The organism is Streptomyces sp. NPDC086077 (genome assembly GCF_040686175.1).
Taxonomy (GTDB): domain Bacteria; phylum Actinomycetota; class Actinomycetes; order Streptomycetales; family Streptomycetaceae; genus Streptomyces.
In genome coordinates this window covers 1-15502 of the sequence record NZ_JBFBJT010000075.1, presented here as the reverse complement: position 1 = coordinate 15502, position 15502 = coordinate 1, and the positions used below count along the sequence as shown (strand labels likewise).

At 68.6% G+C, this 15502-nt stretch carries 11 protein-coding genes and 8 pseudogenes; 10 read left to right on the top strand and 9 right to left on the bottom strand.

The window, feature by feature from the left end; all coding sequences use genetic code 11:
- Positions 1-2: 2 nt before the first annotated feature.
- The 5 genes and pseudogenes from AB0O67_RS21870 (at position 3) to AB0O67_RS21850 (ending at position 3296) form a co-directional block, all read left to right on the top strand.
- Complete coding sequence (locus AB0O67_RS21870; RefSeq protein ID WP_365452449.1) at positions 3-905, top strand: LLM class flavin-dependent oxidoreductase; 903 nt, start codon at positions 3-5, stop codon at positions 903-905.
- A 292-nt stretch (positions 906-1197) separates the two neighbouring features.
- A pseudogene (locus AB0O67_RS21865) lies at positions 1198-1521 on the top strand (helix-turn-helix domain-containing protein); the annotation flags it as partial.
- A pseudogene (locus AB0O67_RS21860) lies at positions 1512-1661 on the top strand (DUF6308 family protein); the annotation flags it as partial. The pseudogenes AB0O67_RS21865 and AB0O67_RS21860, both read left to right, overlap by 10 nt.
- A gap of 57 nt (positions 1662-1718) precedes the next feature.
- Positions 1719-1977: pseudogene (locus AB0O67_RS21855) on the top strand (XRE family transcriptional regulator); the annotation flags it as partial.
- 377 nt (positions 1978-2354) lie between these two features.
- Entirely contained in the window at positions 2355-3296 is a 942-nt protein-coding gene (locus tag AB0O67_RS21850; RefSeq protein ID WP_365452485.1) for an ISAs1 family transposase, read from the top strand.
- 289 nt (positions 3297-3585) lie between these two features.
- Here AB0O67_RS21850 and AB0O67_RS21845 read toward each other — a convergent pair whose 3' ends face one another.
- The 5 genes and pseudogenes from AB0O67_RS21845 to AB0O67_RS21825 form a co-directional block, all read right to left on the bottom strand.
- Positions 3586-3897, bottom strand: a complete 312-nt coding sequence (locus tag AB0O67_RS21845) for a hypothetical protein (RefSeq protein ID WP_365452447.1) — start codon at positions 3895-3897, stop codon at positions 3586-3588.
- Positions 3898-4202: 305 nt separating this feature from the next.
- Complete coding sequence (locus AB0O67_RS21840; RefSeq protein WP_365452483.1) at positions 4203-5537, bottom strand: PA domain-containing protein; 1335 nt, start codon at positions 5535-5537, stop codon at positions 4203-4205.
- Positions 5480-6661, bottom strand: a complete 1182-nt coding sequence (locus tag AB0O67_RS21835) for a S8 family serine peptidase (protein ID WP_365452445.1) — start codon at positions 6659-6661, stop codon at positions 5480-5482. The genes AB0O67_RS21840 and AB0O67_RS21835 overlap by 58 nt, the downstream gene beginning before the upstream one ends.
- Positions 6651-6782, bottom strand: a pseudogene (locus AB0O67_RS21830) (hypothetical protein); the annotation flags it as partial. The gene AB0O67_RS21835 and the pseudogene AB0O67_RS21830, both read right to left, overlap by 11 nt.
- Positions 6783-8060: 1278 nt before the next feature.
- Positions 8061-9413, bottom strand: coding sequence for an IS1380 family transposase (locus AB0O67_RS21825; RefSeq protein ID WP_365452481.1), 1353 nt, complete (start codon positions 9411-9413; stop codon positions 8061-8063).
- Between the two features lie 166 nt (positions 9414-9579).
- Here AB0O67_RS21825 and AB0O67_RS21820 point away from each other — a divergent pair, with 166 nt between their 5' ends.
- Positions 9580-9831 (top strand): hypothetical protein, encoded by a 252-nt coding sequence (locus AB0O67_RS21820; RefSeq protein ID WP_365452443.1) that lies wholly within the window; start codon positions 9580-9582, stop codon positions 9829-9831.
- Between the two features lie 278 nt (positions 9832-10109).
- A complete protein-coding gene (locus tag AB0O67_RS21815; protein ID WP_365452441.1) occupies positions 10110-10610 on the top strand; it encodes a hypothetical protein in 501 nt (166 codons plus the stop codon).
- 153 nt (positions 10611-10763) lie between these two features.
- Here AB0O67_RS21815 and AB0O67_RS21810 read toward each other — a convergent pair.
- The 4 genes and pseudogenes from AB0O67_RS21810 to AB0O67_RS21795 all read right to left on the bottom strand — a co-directional run.
- A pseudogene (locus AB0O67_RS21810) lies at positions 10764-11253 on the bottom strand (hypothetical protein); the annotation flags it as partial.
- A 36-nt stretch (positions 11254-11289) separates the two neighbouring features.
- Positions 11290-11670 (bottom strand): annotated as a pseudogene (locus AB0O67_RS21805) (IS1380 family transposase); the annotation flags it as partial.
- Between the two features lie 1623 nt (positions 11671-13293).
- On the bottom strand, positions 13294-13743 hold the full coding sequence (locus tag AB0O67_RS21800) for a hypothetical protein (protein WP_365452439.1): 450 nt from the start codon (positions 13741-13743) through the stop codon (positions 13294-13296).
- Positions 13740-14615: pseudogene (locus tag AB0O67_RS21795) on the bottom strand (TniB family NTP-binding protein); the annotation flags it as partial. The gene AB0O67_RS21800 and the pseudogene AB0O67_RS21795, both read right to left, overlap by 4 nt.
- A 2-nt stretch (positions 14616-14617) precedes the next feature.
- Between AB0O67_RS21795 and AB0O67_RS21790 the strand changes: the two are divergent.
- The 3 genes and pseudogenes from AB0O67_RS21790 to AB0O67_RS21780 form a co-directional block, all read left to right on the top strand.
- On the top strand, positions 14618-14866 hold the full coding sequence (locus AB0O67_RS21790; protein WP_365452437.1) for a hypothetical protein: 249 nt from the start codon (positions 14618-14620) through the stop codon (positions 14864-14866).
- Between the two features lie 64 nt (positions 14867-14930).
- On the top strand, positions 14931-15314 hold the full coding sequence (locus AB0O67_RS21785) for a hypothetical protein (protein ID WP_365452435.1): 384 nt from the start codon (positions 14931-14933) through the stop codon (positions 15312-15314).
- 113 nt (positions 15315-15427) lie between these two features.
- Positions 15428-15502: pseudogene (locus tag AB0O67_RS21780) on the top strand (hypothetical protein); the annotation flags it as partial.

Genomic DNA, 15502 nt, shown 5'->3' with positions numbered 1-15502 from the left:
CCGTGAGCGATTACGGACACGAGCTGCTCTTCGGCTCGTTCATCACCCCGTCTGCCGGCGCGGCCCAGCAGGTCGTCGACCTCGCAGTGACCGCCGACCGTGCGGGCCTTGACCTCGTCACCTTTCAGGACCACCCCTACCAGGCTTCGTTCCTGGACACCTCCACACTCCTCACGTACGTGGCCGCCCGCACCGAGAACGTCCGTATCAGCGCGAACGTCACCAGCTTGCCCCTCCGCCCGCCGGCCGTCCTGGCACGCGCGGCCGCCTCGTTGGACCTCCTCTCGGGCGGACGCTTCGAACTGGGCATCGGTGCCGGTGCCTTCTGGGACGGCATCGAGGCCATGGGAGGCCGTCGGCTCACGGCCGCACAGGGCGTCGAGGCTTTGCGCGAGGGGATCGCCGTCATCCGCGACCTGTGGGACACCGACGCACCCGGCGAAGTCCGGCACCACGGCCGGTACTACGAGCTCAACGGGGCCAGGCGCGGTCCCCGGCCTGCACACGACATCGCCGTCTGGGTCGGCGCGTACAAGCCCAGAATGCTCGCCCTCACCGGCGCTGTGGGCGACGGCTGGCTACCCTCCATGGAGTACCTGCCCCGGGGAGTGGACTCGCTGCCGGAGATGAACGCTCGCATCGATGAGGCAGCGGAATCGGCAGGACGTTCTCCGTCGGCCGTGCGCCGCTTGATGAACTTCATGCAGGTCCAGTTCTCGCCCACCTCACGCGGGCTGCTCAACGGCCCCCCGCAGACATGGCCGGAGCAGATCGCCCATCTCGCACTCGAGCACGGCATCAGTGCGTTCATCATCGGTGGCGACCACGCGGCGACGATCGAACGCTTCGGCGCCGAAGTGGCCCCGGCCGCCCGCGAACTCGTGGCGCAGGAGAGATCCCGCTGAGAACGCAAACCTCCCAAACGCAACGTCAGAACGTGTGGCAGCAGTCGTCCTCCCGCCCTGCCTGTCACCTCTGCCTTGCTTGGATTCGGCGTGCACTCCGAAATATGGCACATGGGATCAAATGTTTCAGTCGGTATCCTTCTCGTGCATCTGGCCTGCCAGCTGATCAGCTCAATGCTGAGCCCTGGCCGAGTGTGTGAGTCGCCTGAGTGCCAATCTCCGCATTGGCTGACCGCGGGTGTGGAACTTCAGCTCGTTGTGCCGCAGCTACTCGGCGAAGGAGGAAGGCGCGATGCGCAATGCACCGGATGACGGTTGCGCGACGGAACAGGACCCATGCGAAGGTATCAGGGAACTGTCAAAGCTTTTGGGCAAGCGCTGGAACGGTCTGATTCTGGCAGCATTGATGCAGAATCCTTACTTCTTCAATGAGTTGCTCCGCTCCGTCGCCGGAATCAGTGCCCGGGTACTGTCAGACCGTTTGGCAGAGCTTTCCGCTAATGGTCTCGTTGCACGGGATGTGATCCAAGGCCATCCCGTACGCGTCTCGTATCGGCTTACCGAAGCAGGCACCGCCCTTGTACCGGCATTTGCCATGCTCAGAAAATGGGGCGTAGAGCACCTCACTCACATTGGCCTCTCGGCGCGATGCCATTCACCGGCAGCCGCTTCGAGCATCTGGCCGGTAGGGGAGATCGGCCAGAAGCCGCCGACACGATCAACGCCACCGACCTGACCGCGGTGCAGACCATGTCCGTCACCGTTCCGGTGCCAGTCGCGCTGGATATTCTCCAGCACCGGCGGCATCACCGTGAGGCGCGGGCCCGGTTCGGCTACACCGCGCCCATCGGCACGACCGACGAGGACGCTTCCGCCGCCTCACCGTCCACCTCCCCCGGCATACGCACAGCGCCTGTTCGACGCCTGCGATGCAAGCGCAAGCGACCAGCAGATGCACGGAATCATCGCCGAAGTATTCAAGGAAATCTATTTCTAGGACGCAGGCAGCCGCGCCCTGGGACTCCCGGACGTCGAAATCAACGACATCGACTACATGGACCTGGATTACTGAATTCAGGAAGCCGAACCAGGAAGAAAAAGAACCGATGAGCCGAAGCACGATAGCAGTCACACAGGCAGGCTCGTTGTCACCAGCAAGGCCGTAGGTGCGCACAGGTAAGACATCGGCAACGACACTTCGCCGTACTCACGGCATGAACGACCGGCCCGCGGGCCTACGGCGCGCCCCGGCCGTGTGCAACCGGGCGTTCGGAGCCGCACGTCCACCCGTACATGCTGATCGACCTGGGGATACTCTTCGCCGTCGCGCCCGCTGTCGTCCAGGGTGGTTGCAAGTTCCGGGATCGCGTAGATTGCCCGTGCCCGGGGGGAGTTGACGTGGCAACAGCACCGGCATGAGACCGGTGAGCATCAGGGAGTCTACGCCAGCTGATCACATCGAGGTCCCGTGCCTGCCGTTCCATCCTCCCCGGTCCCTGCCGTCCTGGTGAAACTGAGCCCCTCCACCAGCACGACACCGGCCGCCTGCGTGCCCACCTCCAGCGCGTACCCGACCCGCGTTCGTGTCGCGGGCGGTGGTATCCCCTGGTCGGCTTGCTGCTGGTCTGCGCCTGCGCAGTCGTCTCCGGCGCCCGGACCATCACCGAGATCACCGAGTGGGGACAGCGCGCCACCACGACGGTGGTGGAACAGCTCGGCATCCGCCGCCACCTGCCCGGACGCCGCCGCGCCCCGTCCCATGCCACCCTCACCCGGCTCCTGGCAGCCCTCGACGGTGATGCCCTGGACGCCGCGATCGGCGCCTACCTGGCCGGATGCGACCACACCGATGTCGTGGGCCGCGGCACGGGCTCTGCGCCGCGGCCGGCGATCGCGGTGGACGGCAAGGCACTATCCGGCTCCGCGCGCCGGCAACAGCGCCACCGGCATCTGCTGTCCGCCGTCACCCACGCCCCCACCATCACCCTGGCCCAGCGGGAGGCAGGGGCCAAGACCAACGAGACGGCCGCCTTGCGTCCGCTGCTGGAACCACTCGACCTGGCCGGCACCGTGGTCACCTTCGACGCCCTGCACAGCGTCAAGGACCAGGTGCGCTGGCTGGTGCAGGAGAAGAAAACCCACTACATCGCGGTGATCAAGGGAAACCAGCCGACCGCGTCGGCCCAGGTCAAGGCCCTGCCATGGGAACAGGTGCCCGTAGCACACACCGTCTCCGGGACCGGGCACGGGCGGCGGGAGTCCCGCTCGGTCGAGACTATGGCCATCGCGGCGAACCTGGGCGGGATCGCCTTCCCGGAAGCTCGGCTGGCCTTGCGCATCCACCGGCGCCGCAAGGAGAGCGGCAAGCGGCAGACCCGGGAGACTGTCTAGCCGTCACCAGCCTCGATACCCACCAGGCCAGCGCTGCTGACCTGGGCGGATACGTCCGCGGGCACTGGGGGATCGAAAATCCCAGCCACCATGTCAGAGACGTGGTGTTCGCCGAGGATGCCTCCACCGTTCACACCGGCAGCGCGCCGCGGGCGACGGCCGCTCTGCGGAACCTGGCCATCGGCAGGCTGCGACTGCTGCGAGCGGACAACATCGCCAAGACCACCCGAGCGATCCGTGACGCCCCGAACACGCCGTCTGGATCTGGGGCATCACCGACACCCCGCTCCTACCAGGAACTTGAAGCCGCCCTGTGGCTGATGGCCCCTGTCAGCTGGGCCTCGGTGATGCTGTCGGCCACGAGGACCACGCGCATGTCAGGATGGCCGGTCTCCAGAGAGGCTTCCCTGATGCTGGCGAGTGTCTGGGAGGTCACGTCCGTTGCGAGCACCCCCATCACATCGGCCCTGGCCCGGTCCTCGAAGCCGAGCGCTTCCACCATCTGCGGCCGGGAGCGCAGATACCCCGTCACGGCCTCACGAGGCACTGGATCGTCGGCCAGGACGACGACCGCGGGCGGCCGCTCGGGACCCGGACTCACTTGTGAGAACTCCTCGGTGCGTGCACGGTCGACCGGTTTCCGGGCGACGTCAGGGAGGAGCAGTTGGGTCCGCGTCGCCTGGCAGAGAACCTGCCTGCGAGGGGCGTTCGGATCCATACGCGCAATGACTCAGATCGCCTGGTTCATGGCCCGGCAGCCCTCCGCGATGACGTACTCACTCGCCCGCCCGGCAGTAGCCCGCACCTGCGGCCGTACCATTCCGCGGGATCGGAAGGGGAGGAGGCCCGGCGGCAAGCCGGCCGAGCCTACTCCGTATGATCCGACCTCCCGGGCCGTCGGTGTCGCTACTTCAAGCCGAACGCCCGGACGACGGTCTGCTGCACCGCGTTACCGCGGTCGTCGCGGGCGGTGGCGCGCACCGTGGCGTACTCGGCCCGGTGCGGCGCGTCAAGCGTGGTGCGCCAACGGTCCGAGGTGCGGGACAGCGCGGCCTTGCGCCAGGTGGCGCCGTCGTCGTAGGAGACCTCCATACCGACCGTGCGGATGGCCGAGGTAGGCGGCAGCTCCGCGCCGGGTCCGGACGACCACCGCTCACGTGTCTCGCTGCCCGGCCGCAGGGCCTCGGGAGCGCCGATGGAGCGCAGTTCCCCGACGACCACCGCGCTCTGGCGCCACACGACGCCGGGGTCGGCGGTCACCCAGTCGGTACGGGTGCCGCGTGCCGGACGGGGCAGGTGGTAGCCCGCCGTGATCCCGTACTCACCGGGCCTGGCGTCATAGCGGAACTCCGTCGCGTCGGCGTCCCGGTAGTGCTCGAACGAGACGTCCACCGTTGCGAGGTCCTGGGACCTCGGCTGGTACGTCGGGTTGTCCGGGAGCGCCTTCTCCCACGAGCCGACGAGGTCGTAGAGGTAGTCGGTCTCGGCGTCGTAGGAGATCTTCAGCGGCACCGGGCCGCGTTCGGCCAGACGCATCAGTCGCAGGCCTTCGTCATGGCCGACGGTGACGACGGTCAGGGGTGGCGTGGCCTCTGTTCGCGGGTCCAGTTGCTGGGGGCCGGGGTCGGCCACGATCAGGGCCTTGGCCCCGGCTGCCGCGGCGGCGGCGCTCTGTTCGGTCAGCGTGACGAGGGGGTCGCGCTGGACGAGGGCGACTTTGCCGCGTACCCGGAGTCCGGCGTAGTCGTCCGGCGCGCCCTTGCCCGCGTAGACGGCGTCCAGACGGCTGGTGCCCTCGGGCAGGGCGCGCTCACCGCGCCGTACGAGGACGGTCTCGACGGTGTCCCGACCCGTGGCCAGTGTCAGAGTCGGCTCCTCGTTCCGCCAGCGCACCCGCAGGTCGAGAGTCCCCTTCGTCACCTTCCGGGGAGTCGGCGTGGCAAAGAAACTGTCGTAGACGGGCAGGAGGTTGAAGGAGACCCGAGTGGTGTCCGTCCCCGTCAACGAGCAGGTGAAGTCGACCCGCGCGTACGTGGTCACGGACTTCTTCGGAGTGGCCGCGGTGACCCGCCGGGTCTTGGACGCGTCCAGCGTGATCGGCATGCCGTCGTCGACCCGGACCTCCGGCAGGGTGACGAGGGCGCGGCCGAGGGAGTTCGGACCCTGGACGCCCTGCACGTCGATCAGTGCGGAGAAGGACCACAGGCATGGTTCCAGGCGCAGTCGGGCCGATGAGCCCATGGCCACGTCGCGTACGTCCTGGCCGGTACCGTACCGCCCGCGCGTTGGGCGAACAGCCGGACAGCACCGGTCGCGGGGTTGCCGGAGCGGTCCTTGACCTTCATTTCGACGACGGCCTTCTCACTTACCGTGCCGAGACCCACCGAAGTCGTCGCTCTGACAACGCCCTGTCCACGGCCTCGATCCGGGCGGAGTAGGCGTGGTCCTGGGCGGCCTCGTCCAGGTGGGACGAGACGACGACCGTGCGGGTGCCGCCGGCGGGGACCGCCACCTCGGAAGCGGACAGCGTGAACAGGCCGGCCGGGGCGGTGGCAGCGTCCAACTTGAGGTCCAGGGTCACGGGCGCCGGTGTTGGTGTAGGTGACCTCGCGGTCGACGGTCGTTCCGGGGGCCGCGGGCACCTCGTGCAGGCCGACGGAGACGACGCCGGTGGCGTAGACGGTGGCACGGGTCGCGGCCACGGCGTCCACCCGCCCGTTGCCGCCGTCGAAGGGGATGTGGTCCGGAGTCGGCTTGGCCGTGCTGACCAGCGCGTCCTTGAGCTGCGCACCGGTCCAGTCGGGATGTTCGACAGCCAGCAGGGCGACCACACCCGCTACGTGCGGAGTGGCCATCGAGGTGCCGCTCATCGTCGTGTAGAAGCCCTCGCCGGGTGCCAGCTGTGAGCGGGCCGCGAGCACATCGACGCCAGGGGCGGTGATCTCCGGTTTGACCGCGAAGTCACCGACGCGGGGACCGCGGGAGGAGAAGCCGGCGAGCGCGTCGGCGGAGTCGACGGCGCCGACGGTCAGCGCCGCGTCCGCCGCGCCGGGGGCGCCGACGGTGAAGTTCCGGAAGCTGTTGCCGGCGGCGATCGTGAACAGTGCGCCGGTCTCGGCGCTGAGGTTGTTGACGGCGGTGCTCAGCGGGTCGGTGCCGTCGGTCGGGCCGCCGCCCAGACTCATGCTGACGACTTTCGCTTTCTGGTCGCGCGCCGCCCACTCCATGGCGGCAAGGACCCAGGAGTCCTGACCGGACCCGCTGTTGTCCAGTGCCTTGCCGATGTGCAGTCGCGCCCCGGGGGGCGACACCCTTCTCCTTGCCGTCCGAGGAGGACCCAGTTCCGGCGATGGTGGAGGCGACATGGGTTCCGTGCCTGTCGGCGTCGTCGACCGTCTCGTCCGGGACGGAAACTCCGCGTGGCGGCGATCTGCCCCGCGAGATCGGGATGCGTCCTGTCGACGCCGGTGTCCAGCACCGCGACATCGACGCCCGCCGCGGTGTTGCCGCCGCGCCACACCTCGGGCGCGCCGACCTGCCCGACCGTGTCGGACAACGCGGCCTTCACCTTGCCGTCCAGCCATACGCGTTCGATGCCGCCCGCGAGAACGGAGGTGTCCCGCCCACCGCGTCCCGTAGCGGCGGCGTCCCTTCCGCTGGTCAAGGAGGCCCAGAAGGCCGCGGCCTCCGCACGCGGGCGCTCCACGGCGGAACCGCGGATGCTCGTCAGGGTGCGCACCCGCTTTGCGCCCTGCGGCACGACTGCCTTGCGCGCGTCGGCGGCGTCGGCGTACCGGACGATCAGCGGCAGCTGGTCACTGCGGGCGTCGTCGTAGCCGTAGTCGAGCAGCCGCGTGATGTTGAACAGCTGCCTGTCCAGGGTGCCTTCCGCGATGTACGGCAGGACCTCGCTCGGAAACACATAGGTCTCACCGTCGACGACGCTGATGTCCGCCGCCACCGGCTCGCCCTGACTGCCCCTCACGTCGATGAGGGGGGAGGTGTCAGAGTCGGTCACGGTCACCTCGTCGCTGTTGATCAGGGTGATGGGGCGGGAGGCGCCGGTGGAACCGGATGCGGTGCCGGCGAGGACCGGAGTGTCGGCGCAGGGGTATTCGGCGCGGCGATCGCCGACGCACTGCCGAGTGATGCCAGAAGGGCCAAGGCTATGCCGACGACAGGCACTCTTCGGCCCGGTGCTGGTGATGGAGGCATGGGTTATCCCTAACTGAACTGAGGGCGCAGTGAATCAAGAACTCGGGTGAATGATGCGTAACCGAGGAGTAGTTCATCTAGAGAATAGGGTGGCGGTTGCGAGCCATGGCGCGATGTCGCCACGTGATCTACGCCATTCAGTGAAGGTGTTGACGCAGGACCGGATGTCGTATGCAACGAGATGCCCATGGCAACGCAATAGTTCGTCGCGGTGTGGGATTCGGCGGTGGAACCGAGGGCCGCTGACCTGGGCCTGCCGCCCGATTCTGATCAAAAGGGCAGCGATTGGTACCCCATAGTGCCCGCTTTGATCGAGGGTGATTCCATGACGCGGCACCCGGCGTTACGTTATGTCTGACCCGGGCGTCCCCCCGTTAACCTCGATCTTGCATGAGGGTCCGTCAGCTTGCTCGCGGACCCTGTCTGCTCATTCAGGGTGGAGATTTCGGCTCGCGGACATGCTGATGGCCCGGCTGTCGCGTCGGGTGGGCGCCGGGTTCCACGGATCCGGTCGGGGTGGTGCTGCTCGCAGGGATGGGAACAGGCTGGTCAGCTGGGGTTGGGGAGGGCTTCGAGCCGTGCCATGGCTTCGGTGATTACGTCTGTCCAGGGCCAGTGGCGTGCGAACCTCAGGTGCAGGCGGCGGGCGGTCCTGATGATCTGGGCGGCGGAGAAGAGACGGAGCCGGAGACGACGGGGCTCCCACCTGCGGGTTTCTCCGGTCAGGGCGAGCATGGGCGTCCAGGCCAGCAGGTCGAGGGCGAACTGGACGATCTCCAGCCAGATCTGGTTCTGTGCGGTGTCGTGCAGGGGGAGGTTGCGCAGGCCGGTGGCGCGGGTGGCCCGGATGCGGTCCTCGGCCCTCGCGCGGTGGCGGTGCCGCAGTTCGAGTGCGGCGATCGGATCGCCGGTGGTGTTGGTGGCGAACGCGGTGAGCCGCAGGCCGTCGGCGTCGGTGAGCCGCAACTCGGCGCCGGGGTGCGGCCGTTCCTTGCGGACGATCAGCCGTATCCCCTGCGGCCAGCCGGCCAGGACATTGCCGGTGAGTTCGGCGACCCAGGCGCCGTTGCGGATCTCGCCGCCCGGCTCGACGGCCGCTGTCCATGCGGCGGGCGGAACCTTGAGGACGACGTGGTGGATGGCGTCGGTGATGGTCATGCCGACCGAGTACGACAGCCACCGGCCGCGCTGGGCGAGCCAGGCGACGAACTCGTGGGTTCCGCCTCCGGAGTCGGTGCGGATCGGCGTCCGGCGTCCGCGCCGGTACTTCTTCGGCAGTTGGGTCAGGGCGCGCTGGGCGGCTTCGATGTGGTCGGCGGCGGTGTTGCTGCCCGCGTTGCCCGGCCTGAGCAGGCCGGCCACCGGCTCCTCGCTTCCGTGATCGACGAAGCTCATCAGCGGGTGGTGTCCGAAGGTCTTCTTCCAGGTCGCGGTGGCGTCCTGCTTGCCGGAGTGGGCCAGAACCAGCACCCCGTCCAGGTCCACGATCACCTGTCCGGTCGTGTCCGGCGACGAGGCTCCGGCCAACCTCCAGACGCGCTCGCGTGTTTCGGCTCGTGCTGAACGGATCGCGGTCAGGGCCTTCGGGCCCGCCGCGGCCAGGGTGTTGATGAGGCGGGAGACGGTCGGGTCAGAGGCCACCGGGCCGAACACGGCCGGCTCGGCCCGCATCATCCCGACATCGGCCGGACAGTCCCCGCCCAGCGCGACCGCCAGCGCCACATCCAGCACGATCTTGCCCGGATCGTGTACGGCCCTGGCCTTCCGCCACGGCGCCAGCGCCGCTGATATTGCCCTGTCCAAGCCGACCTTGCGGACGGTCTCGACCAACAGCACGCTCCCGGCCTGGGAGACCACAGCCCGGCCGCCGCCCTCGATGCGGATATGCGGGTACGACCCGATACGCTTCCTCCCCTGAGAAGTGCTTCTTTCCTCGCAGCCAACAGGACTCTCGACAAGCCCTATCGTTGCAGGTCAGGAGCACTTCTCGCGTTTGCGAGGTGAGCCGCGGCCACTGACCTACTGGGCGGCCCGGCGGATTCTCCAGCGGGCTACCGAGCAGCTGGGCATGAACTGGACGCTTTACGACGCGAGATACACGGCAGCGACCCGGTTCGCCCGGGACCCCGCGATGACCTTGGCGGAGGTGCAGACAATCCTGCGGCACGCGCATGTCACCACCATTGCCCTCTACACCGTGGTCGGCCTGGAGGACATGGTCGACAAGCTCGCCGAGCACTACGGTCGCCCAGCTCAGCCGGCCGCGTGGTCTCAGCAGTACGACCCGCAGGACGTCGCGGTGGTGTTCGGTGCCCGGTAGTCAGGCGGCCGACAGCGCCCGGGTGAAGGGCCCGACCACCGGACGGGTCCGCCGCCACTCCGTCGAGATCTACGAGCGGGACTTCAGCTTCAAGCCGACCGCGGTGGAGCCCGCACTGCCGCCGCGTCCCCTCCATCCGCCCAGGCCACTGGGCGAGTTGTCGACCTGCTCAACGCTTGTCATCGGGCACCCACCAGAAGGCCGCGACCCGAGCGCTCGGTAATGTCCGAGGTCGAACCCGCCATCAGCCCAGCGGGCCGCCGCGAGAGGGAGCACTCATGTCATTCGGTGACTTCGATGCTTGGCGGCGAGAGCTGCTCAGGACGGGCGTGCTCGTCCAGGACGGTAACACCTCCGTCTCCGACGAAGAGGCCGGCTACCGCTACGACCGCTACGTAGCCCTTGCGGACATGGTCGACGGCACCGAGGGCCCCGCAGCAGTTCACGCCTTGATCGCGTCGCTCCAGGTGGAGCAGGGATACGGCGCCCACGAAGCTATCTACGGTGCCCTGGAGCGATTCCCCAGCCGGCACCTGGTCAGTGGCACGATCACGGCTGCCGGCGACCTCTTGAACATTCCACGTGACCACAGCGGCCAAGTCCTCCAGCTCGTGACCCTTCTGGGGAGCGCAGATGACCTGAGGACGTTCACAGACGCTTGCAGCCGCCTCGAACCTGAACTGCGGGCTGGACTGGCAGCACTCATTGCCGATCATGAGGCCGACGAGTGGCTTGCAGACGAGCGCTCCCTCGGACGGCTCCGGCTCGCCCAGGACTAACCTCCTCCGCTCGGCGGCGCCCTTGTTGGTGCAGAGAAGCGCCACCCGCCCGGAGCGCGCCTGCACCCGCGCCGCCTCCCTGTACCGGATCGACCTCGAGCTGCCCGTACGGCCGATGACGCTGGCCAAATGCTCAGTTCCAAGGCCCGTGGGTCAGCCGCCGTGGAGGCCCCACTCGTCGAGACCCCCGTAAATGTGCGCTTCGAGGCATTGCGGGGCGTCAAGGCCTACGGCCTCACCCCGGTACACGGATGAGGGAGTCCTTGCCCCGCCACCACGAGTCGGTCATACCCTGTACTTCGGGCACTGGCTCGAATTCGCCGAGATCCAGTGCGTCGACGGCCTCGCGCGTGACCCTTGTGACGGTAGTGGCCCAGCGGCGGGCATGAGCGGCGAGCGCTAGGGATTCCACCCATCCGTCAGTGCTGGCATGCAGGGGCGTCCAGCGGTAGGCGTCGATACCGAACGCACCGTCGGGGCCGATCATGAAGCTGTAGGCCATGGACACCCGGCAGTCCCCTGCCGGGAACGACCAGCCTTCTGCAGGCATCTCCTCGGGGCAGTCGGCGTCCAGGATGCGCGGACCGCCCTCGTAGAACGGGGCAGGCGGTAGAGCGAGGCCGCCACAGCGGTCCTGGAAGGCCACCTGGCCGGCGCCGGGCAGCAGCGGGGTGTGCGCGGCCAGATGGGGCAGGAACCGGCGGGCCACCGCGTGCAGTTGCTTCACGTGTCCGTGGCTGAAGGAGCGCAGGAAGCTGCCCAGGGTGGACGGCGCCCGCACCCCGCTGAACAGTCGCGGCAGCCCACCGTGCCGCAGCCGGTCCATGTCATCGATGCTGTCCGCCCCGGCGACCATGCCGCCGACCAGCGACATCAGCTTCGCCGCGGGGAAGGCCCCCGTCCCGTCCTTCGAGGCCGGCAGCCGGACGTGCTCGTCGACGAGTGCGGGCAGTCCGCACCGCTCGGCCAGCCGCACCACCGGGGCCAGCCCGCCGTAGCCGACCAGCTCCGGATCATCAAACCGTGCGGAGACCCTCGCTGCGGCATGGGAAGATTGCATCTCGGAAGTGCCTTGCTGATCGTGCGTGCTGGAAGCGTGAAGAACTCCCATCATCGCAGGTCACAAGGCACTTCCCCGTTTCCGGAGAAGCTATCCACAGGCATCAAGCCGGTGGATCCGGGCTCAGCGGTGACAAATGTCGAGCTTGAGCGATGCGAGCACATGTCACCTTCCAGCCGGGCTCAGTCCTGCCCGAAGGTGACCGGAAGTGAAAGCTTCCGCAGTGCCCTGCACGCCGGCCGGGGCGTCGCCGTGTGCCCCTACCGCGAGGGCCGGGGGCGATGCACTGTCGCGTGTCCCAGGAGTGCCTGACGGTGTGACAGCTGCCAGGACACCTCGTCGGTGTCCCGCTGATGGTGCCAGGCCGCCAGGGTACGGCCGGCGACCAGCCGGTCGAGCAGTACTCCGGTCTGCTGGGGGGAGTGCCCGCAGAGACGGGCAACAACGGCCATGTCGGCTTTTGGGGCCGGCCGCGGTGGTGTGGGCGGCCAGGACCAGGGCAGTCAGCCGTTCTGCGGGTTTTGCCGTCGCCGGAACGATGAGTGAGGTGGGCTGCAGGGCCCAATGGGCGGCGCGCCGACGGGCGCTGCGGCCCGGGGCCTGGTTCAGCGCTGCGTCCTCGAGCAACCGCACCTGCAAAGGCGCTGCCCGGGGATCGGGCAGGTCGAGCCAGCCGTCCTGCACCAGTTCCTGCCACGCCTCGGTGTGCCGGTGCAGGCGCATGCCGCGCAGCAGGCCGGCCGGCAGCCGGGCGCAGCCGTGTGTGTCGGCGCGCAGGGCGCATTGCAGGGCCAGCAGCCGGGCGGCGGGGGAGGTGACGCAGCCGAGTGCGGAGGCGAGGTGGGTGAGCATCTTCCGTACCCGTTGCGGCTCGTCTCCGTGCACCCGCGGCCGGACGGAGGCTGATGCGGCCGGTCGGTGAGGGCTGAGCAGAGTGTCCGGTACGACGGCGGTGTGGCTGGTCGCCGCCGCGCAGGCTGCGCATGCGTCGGCCAGCCGCCAGGTGCGGCCGCTGAGGTCGCGGGTCAGGGCCAGCAGCACCCGCCCGGCACAGCCGCGATGACGCAGATGCCAGACGCAGCCCCGCAGCCGACACTGGCAGCTGCGCAGGTGCGGCGGCAACGCGTCCACACGGGCGTGACAGGCCAGATGGGACAGGGCGGCCGACCGTGCGGAGGACGCCTGCAGGGGGAAGGTGCGGGCGGTACACGAGGGGCAGACGAGTGTAGGGCCGTCCGCCTGCGGGCGCAGTTCCACTGTCCAGATGCGCCGCACTGCGGCATGTGCGCCACCGAGCCTCATGGGCTGGTCGTCCTCCCGTCCGTCTGTCCTTCTCGTGGCGGGGGTTCACCGTTGTGGCGTAGCTGACGCGTCTGCTTATTGATCTTGGTTGTGGCCTGGTGCTGCTCAGTTGTTTTGAGCGGTGGGTTTGTTTCGTGGGGGAGGTCTACGCGTAGCCGGGTGTCGGGTGCTGGTGGATTCGTGGGCTGGGCTGGGCGTTTGGTGTTGCGCAGTGTGCTGGGTGGGGCGGTGGTTTTTGCGCACGGTGGTTGGCGCGTCTATAGGTACGGGGCCTGGTCGGCCGGTGTGCTGAGGTCGGGGCAGCAGGGGCACGTGGGTGGTTCAGCGGGCGTGGAGGCGTTGCCAGAGCAGGTCGTGGTCGGCGGGTGCGCGGCGGGGCAGGTTCAGGCGGCTGGCCAGGTCGTGGAGGAAGGCGATCTGCTGGGTGCGTGTCAGGGGGTGCGGGGGCAGGCGGTCGAGGGCCGTGGCGAGGGTGAGGGTCTCGGGGTAGGTGATCAGGTTCCGGCAGGTCAGTGTGGGGGAGGCCGGGGCTGGGGGGATGTGGGGGTTGGCGGTGGTGAGCCGGTTCAGGCGTGTGTGCCAGCGTGCGTGCAGGTGTTGATGGTGGTCGTACCAGCGTGTGGTGGTCGTCGATGCCCAGCTCAGGGAGGCCGCTGTCGGGCGGCGGCGGGCGCGGAGGCGGGTCCGCGTGAGTTCGGCGACGGGGCGGATGCGGAGGGGTGCGGAGTGTCTGGGGACGCTTGAGGCCTGTTGGTGGCGGGTGCAGATCATGATCCTGGGCAGGTCCGGGGCCGGTAGTGCTCCTCGGCGAGGTGGTCCAGCGCAATTCCGTCCAGCAGCGTCTTGGTGATGCGTTCTTGGCCGTCGAGGATGGCTTCGATGGCGGCTTGTCGGATCAGGCGGGCCAGGCTGCCGATCCGTCCGGCGGTCCGTTCGTGGAGGTAGGGCGCGAGTCTGGGCAGGTGCCCGGCCGGTGCGCGGTGAGGTCGAGGGCCTGTTCCAGGGCGGTGATCAGTTCGCGGAACGGTTCCCGGTCGCCGGCGCGGGCGGGCAGTGCGCCGCAGTCGATCAGGGAGGCCCGTCCGGCGAGTTGTGCTCCGCGGACTCCGGTGAATACGGCGCTGGCGGTGACGTCGATGCCGGCGTAGACGAACGTGGCGGGCACACGTTCGGTGAGGTCTTTGAGCCAGTCGGCGGCCTCCGCGCCGGTGGAGGTGCGGGGGGTTGAGCCGGTGGATTTCGTCGATCAGTACGAGCTCGGTGCCGGCTGCGGTGTAGGTGTGGCAGACGGCGGTGGTGATCTGCGCGGTGGTCATGCGTGAGGTGACGGGGATGCCGAGGTAGCGGGCGAACTCCCCGGCCAGGGTCTTGGCGGTGGCGCCGGGCGGCACCAGCACATAGGCGACGGGCACACTGTCGTAGCCCGGGGCGGCGCGGCGGGTGTGGGCGAGGTGGCAGGTCCGGCCGACCTGCAGCAGCGCGGTGGTCTTGCCGGTGGTGGCCGGCCCGATGACGATCAGGGACGGACGTGCGGTGACGCGCTGATGCCGGCCGAGGATCATCAGCGTGCGGACCTGGCGTGCCAGGGTCTCGATGGCCGGGGTGCGCACGGTGACGAACTGCGAGTGGTAGGCCAGGCGTTCCGTTGATGCAGCCCCTCGCGGCCGCGCTGGGAGGAGCATCACTCGTCTTCTCGGCCGCCGCGCTCCTCTACAACGGCAAGGTATACGGGTTCGGCAGCGACAAATTCGTCCAAGAATCCGCCAAGACGGGCCTGGGCCTGGGCCTGGGAGCCCTCGGCGGCTTGGCCGGATCCCAGGCGGGGCATGTTGGCGCGGCGACCCTGGGAGCCGTCCACAGCGGTGTCTCGGCCGTCATCGACCTGTTCGGATGAGCCTGCCATCAGTACCCTCCGGCCTTTCAGTACCATCACACGCATACGAAAGGTTTAATTAAGCATGCTGGACAAGACGTCGCCGCTATGGTGGCTCTTCGCCGCCCTGAGCGCGGCGCTCTTCATCGCCCTGATGCTTCCGGGCATGGTCAACCGACAGCAGAAGATCTTCGTCTCCTGCGGCCCGGCCGCCACCTTCCTGATCCTGGTTGGTCTGTCCCGCCCCTACGGGGAGTCCCTGGTTGAGTGGCTCCCCGTGTACTGCGCCGCACTGGTGGGCGGCGGTCTGTGCGCCGTTGGTCACTGGAAGGCGATGCGTACGTTCATGACCTGGAAGGCGGAGAACCCCGGCAAACCGGATAGTGAAGGTCCGGACGCCCCCTGGGCCCTGCAACTGGCCATCACTTTTCCCCTGCTGCTGATTCCCGCCTTCCTGTACGTCGCCTGACCTTTACTGAACCTCCGAAGTCCGCGGTCACCCCCGAGTAGGGCGGGAGGGTGCAGGGCTGGCGCGCCCGCAAAAACGCCCTGGCAGAGGTGGAGGGTCGGTGCCGACAGTAGTCGGCCAAGGCCACCGCCCTGGTCCTGCCGCAGCTCAAGGGCAAGCTGGACGGTATCGCGATGCGCGTCCCGGTC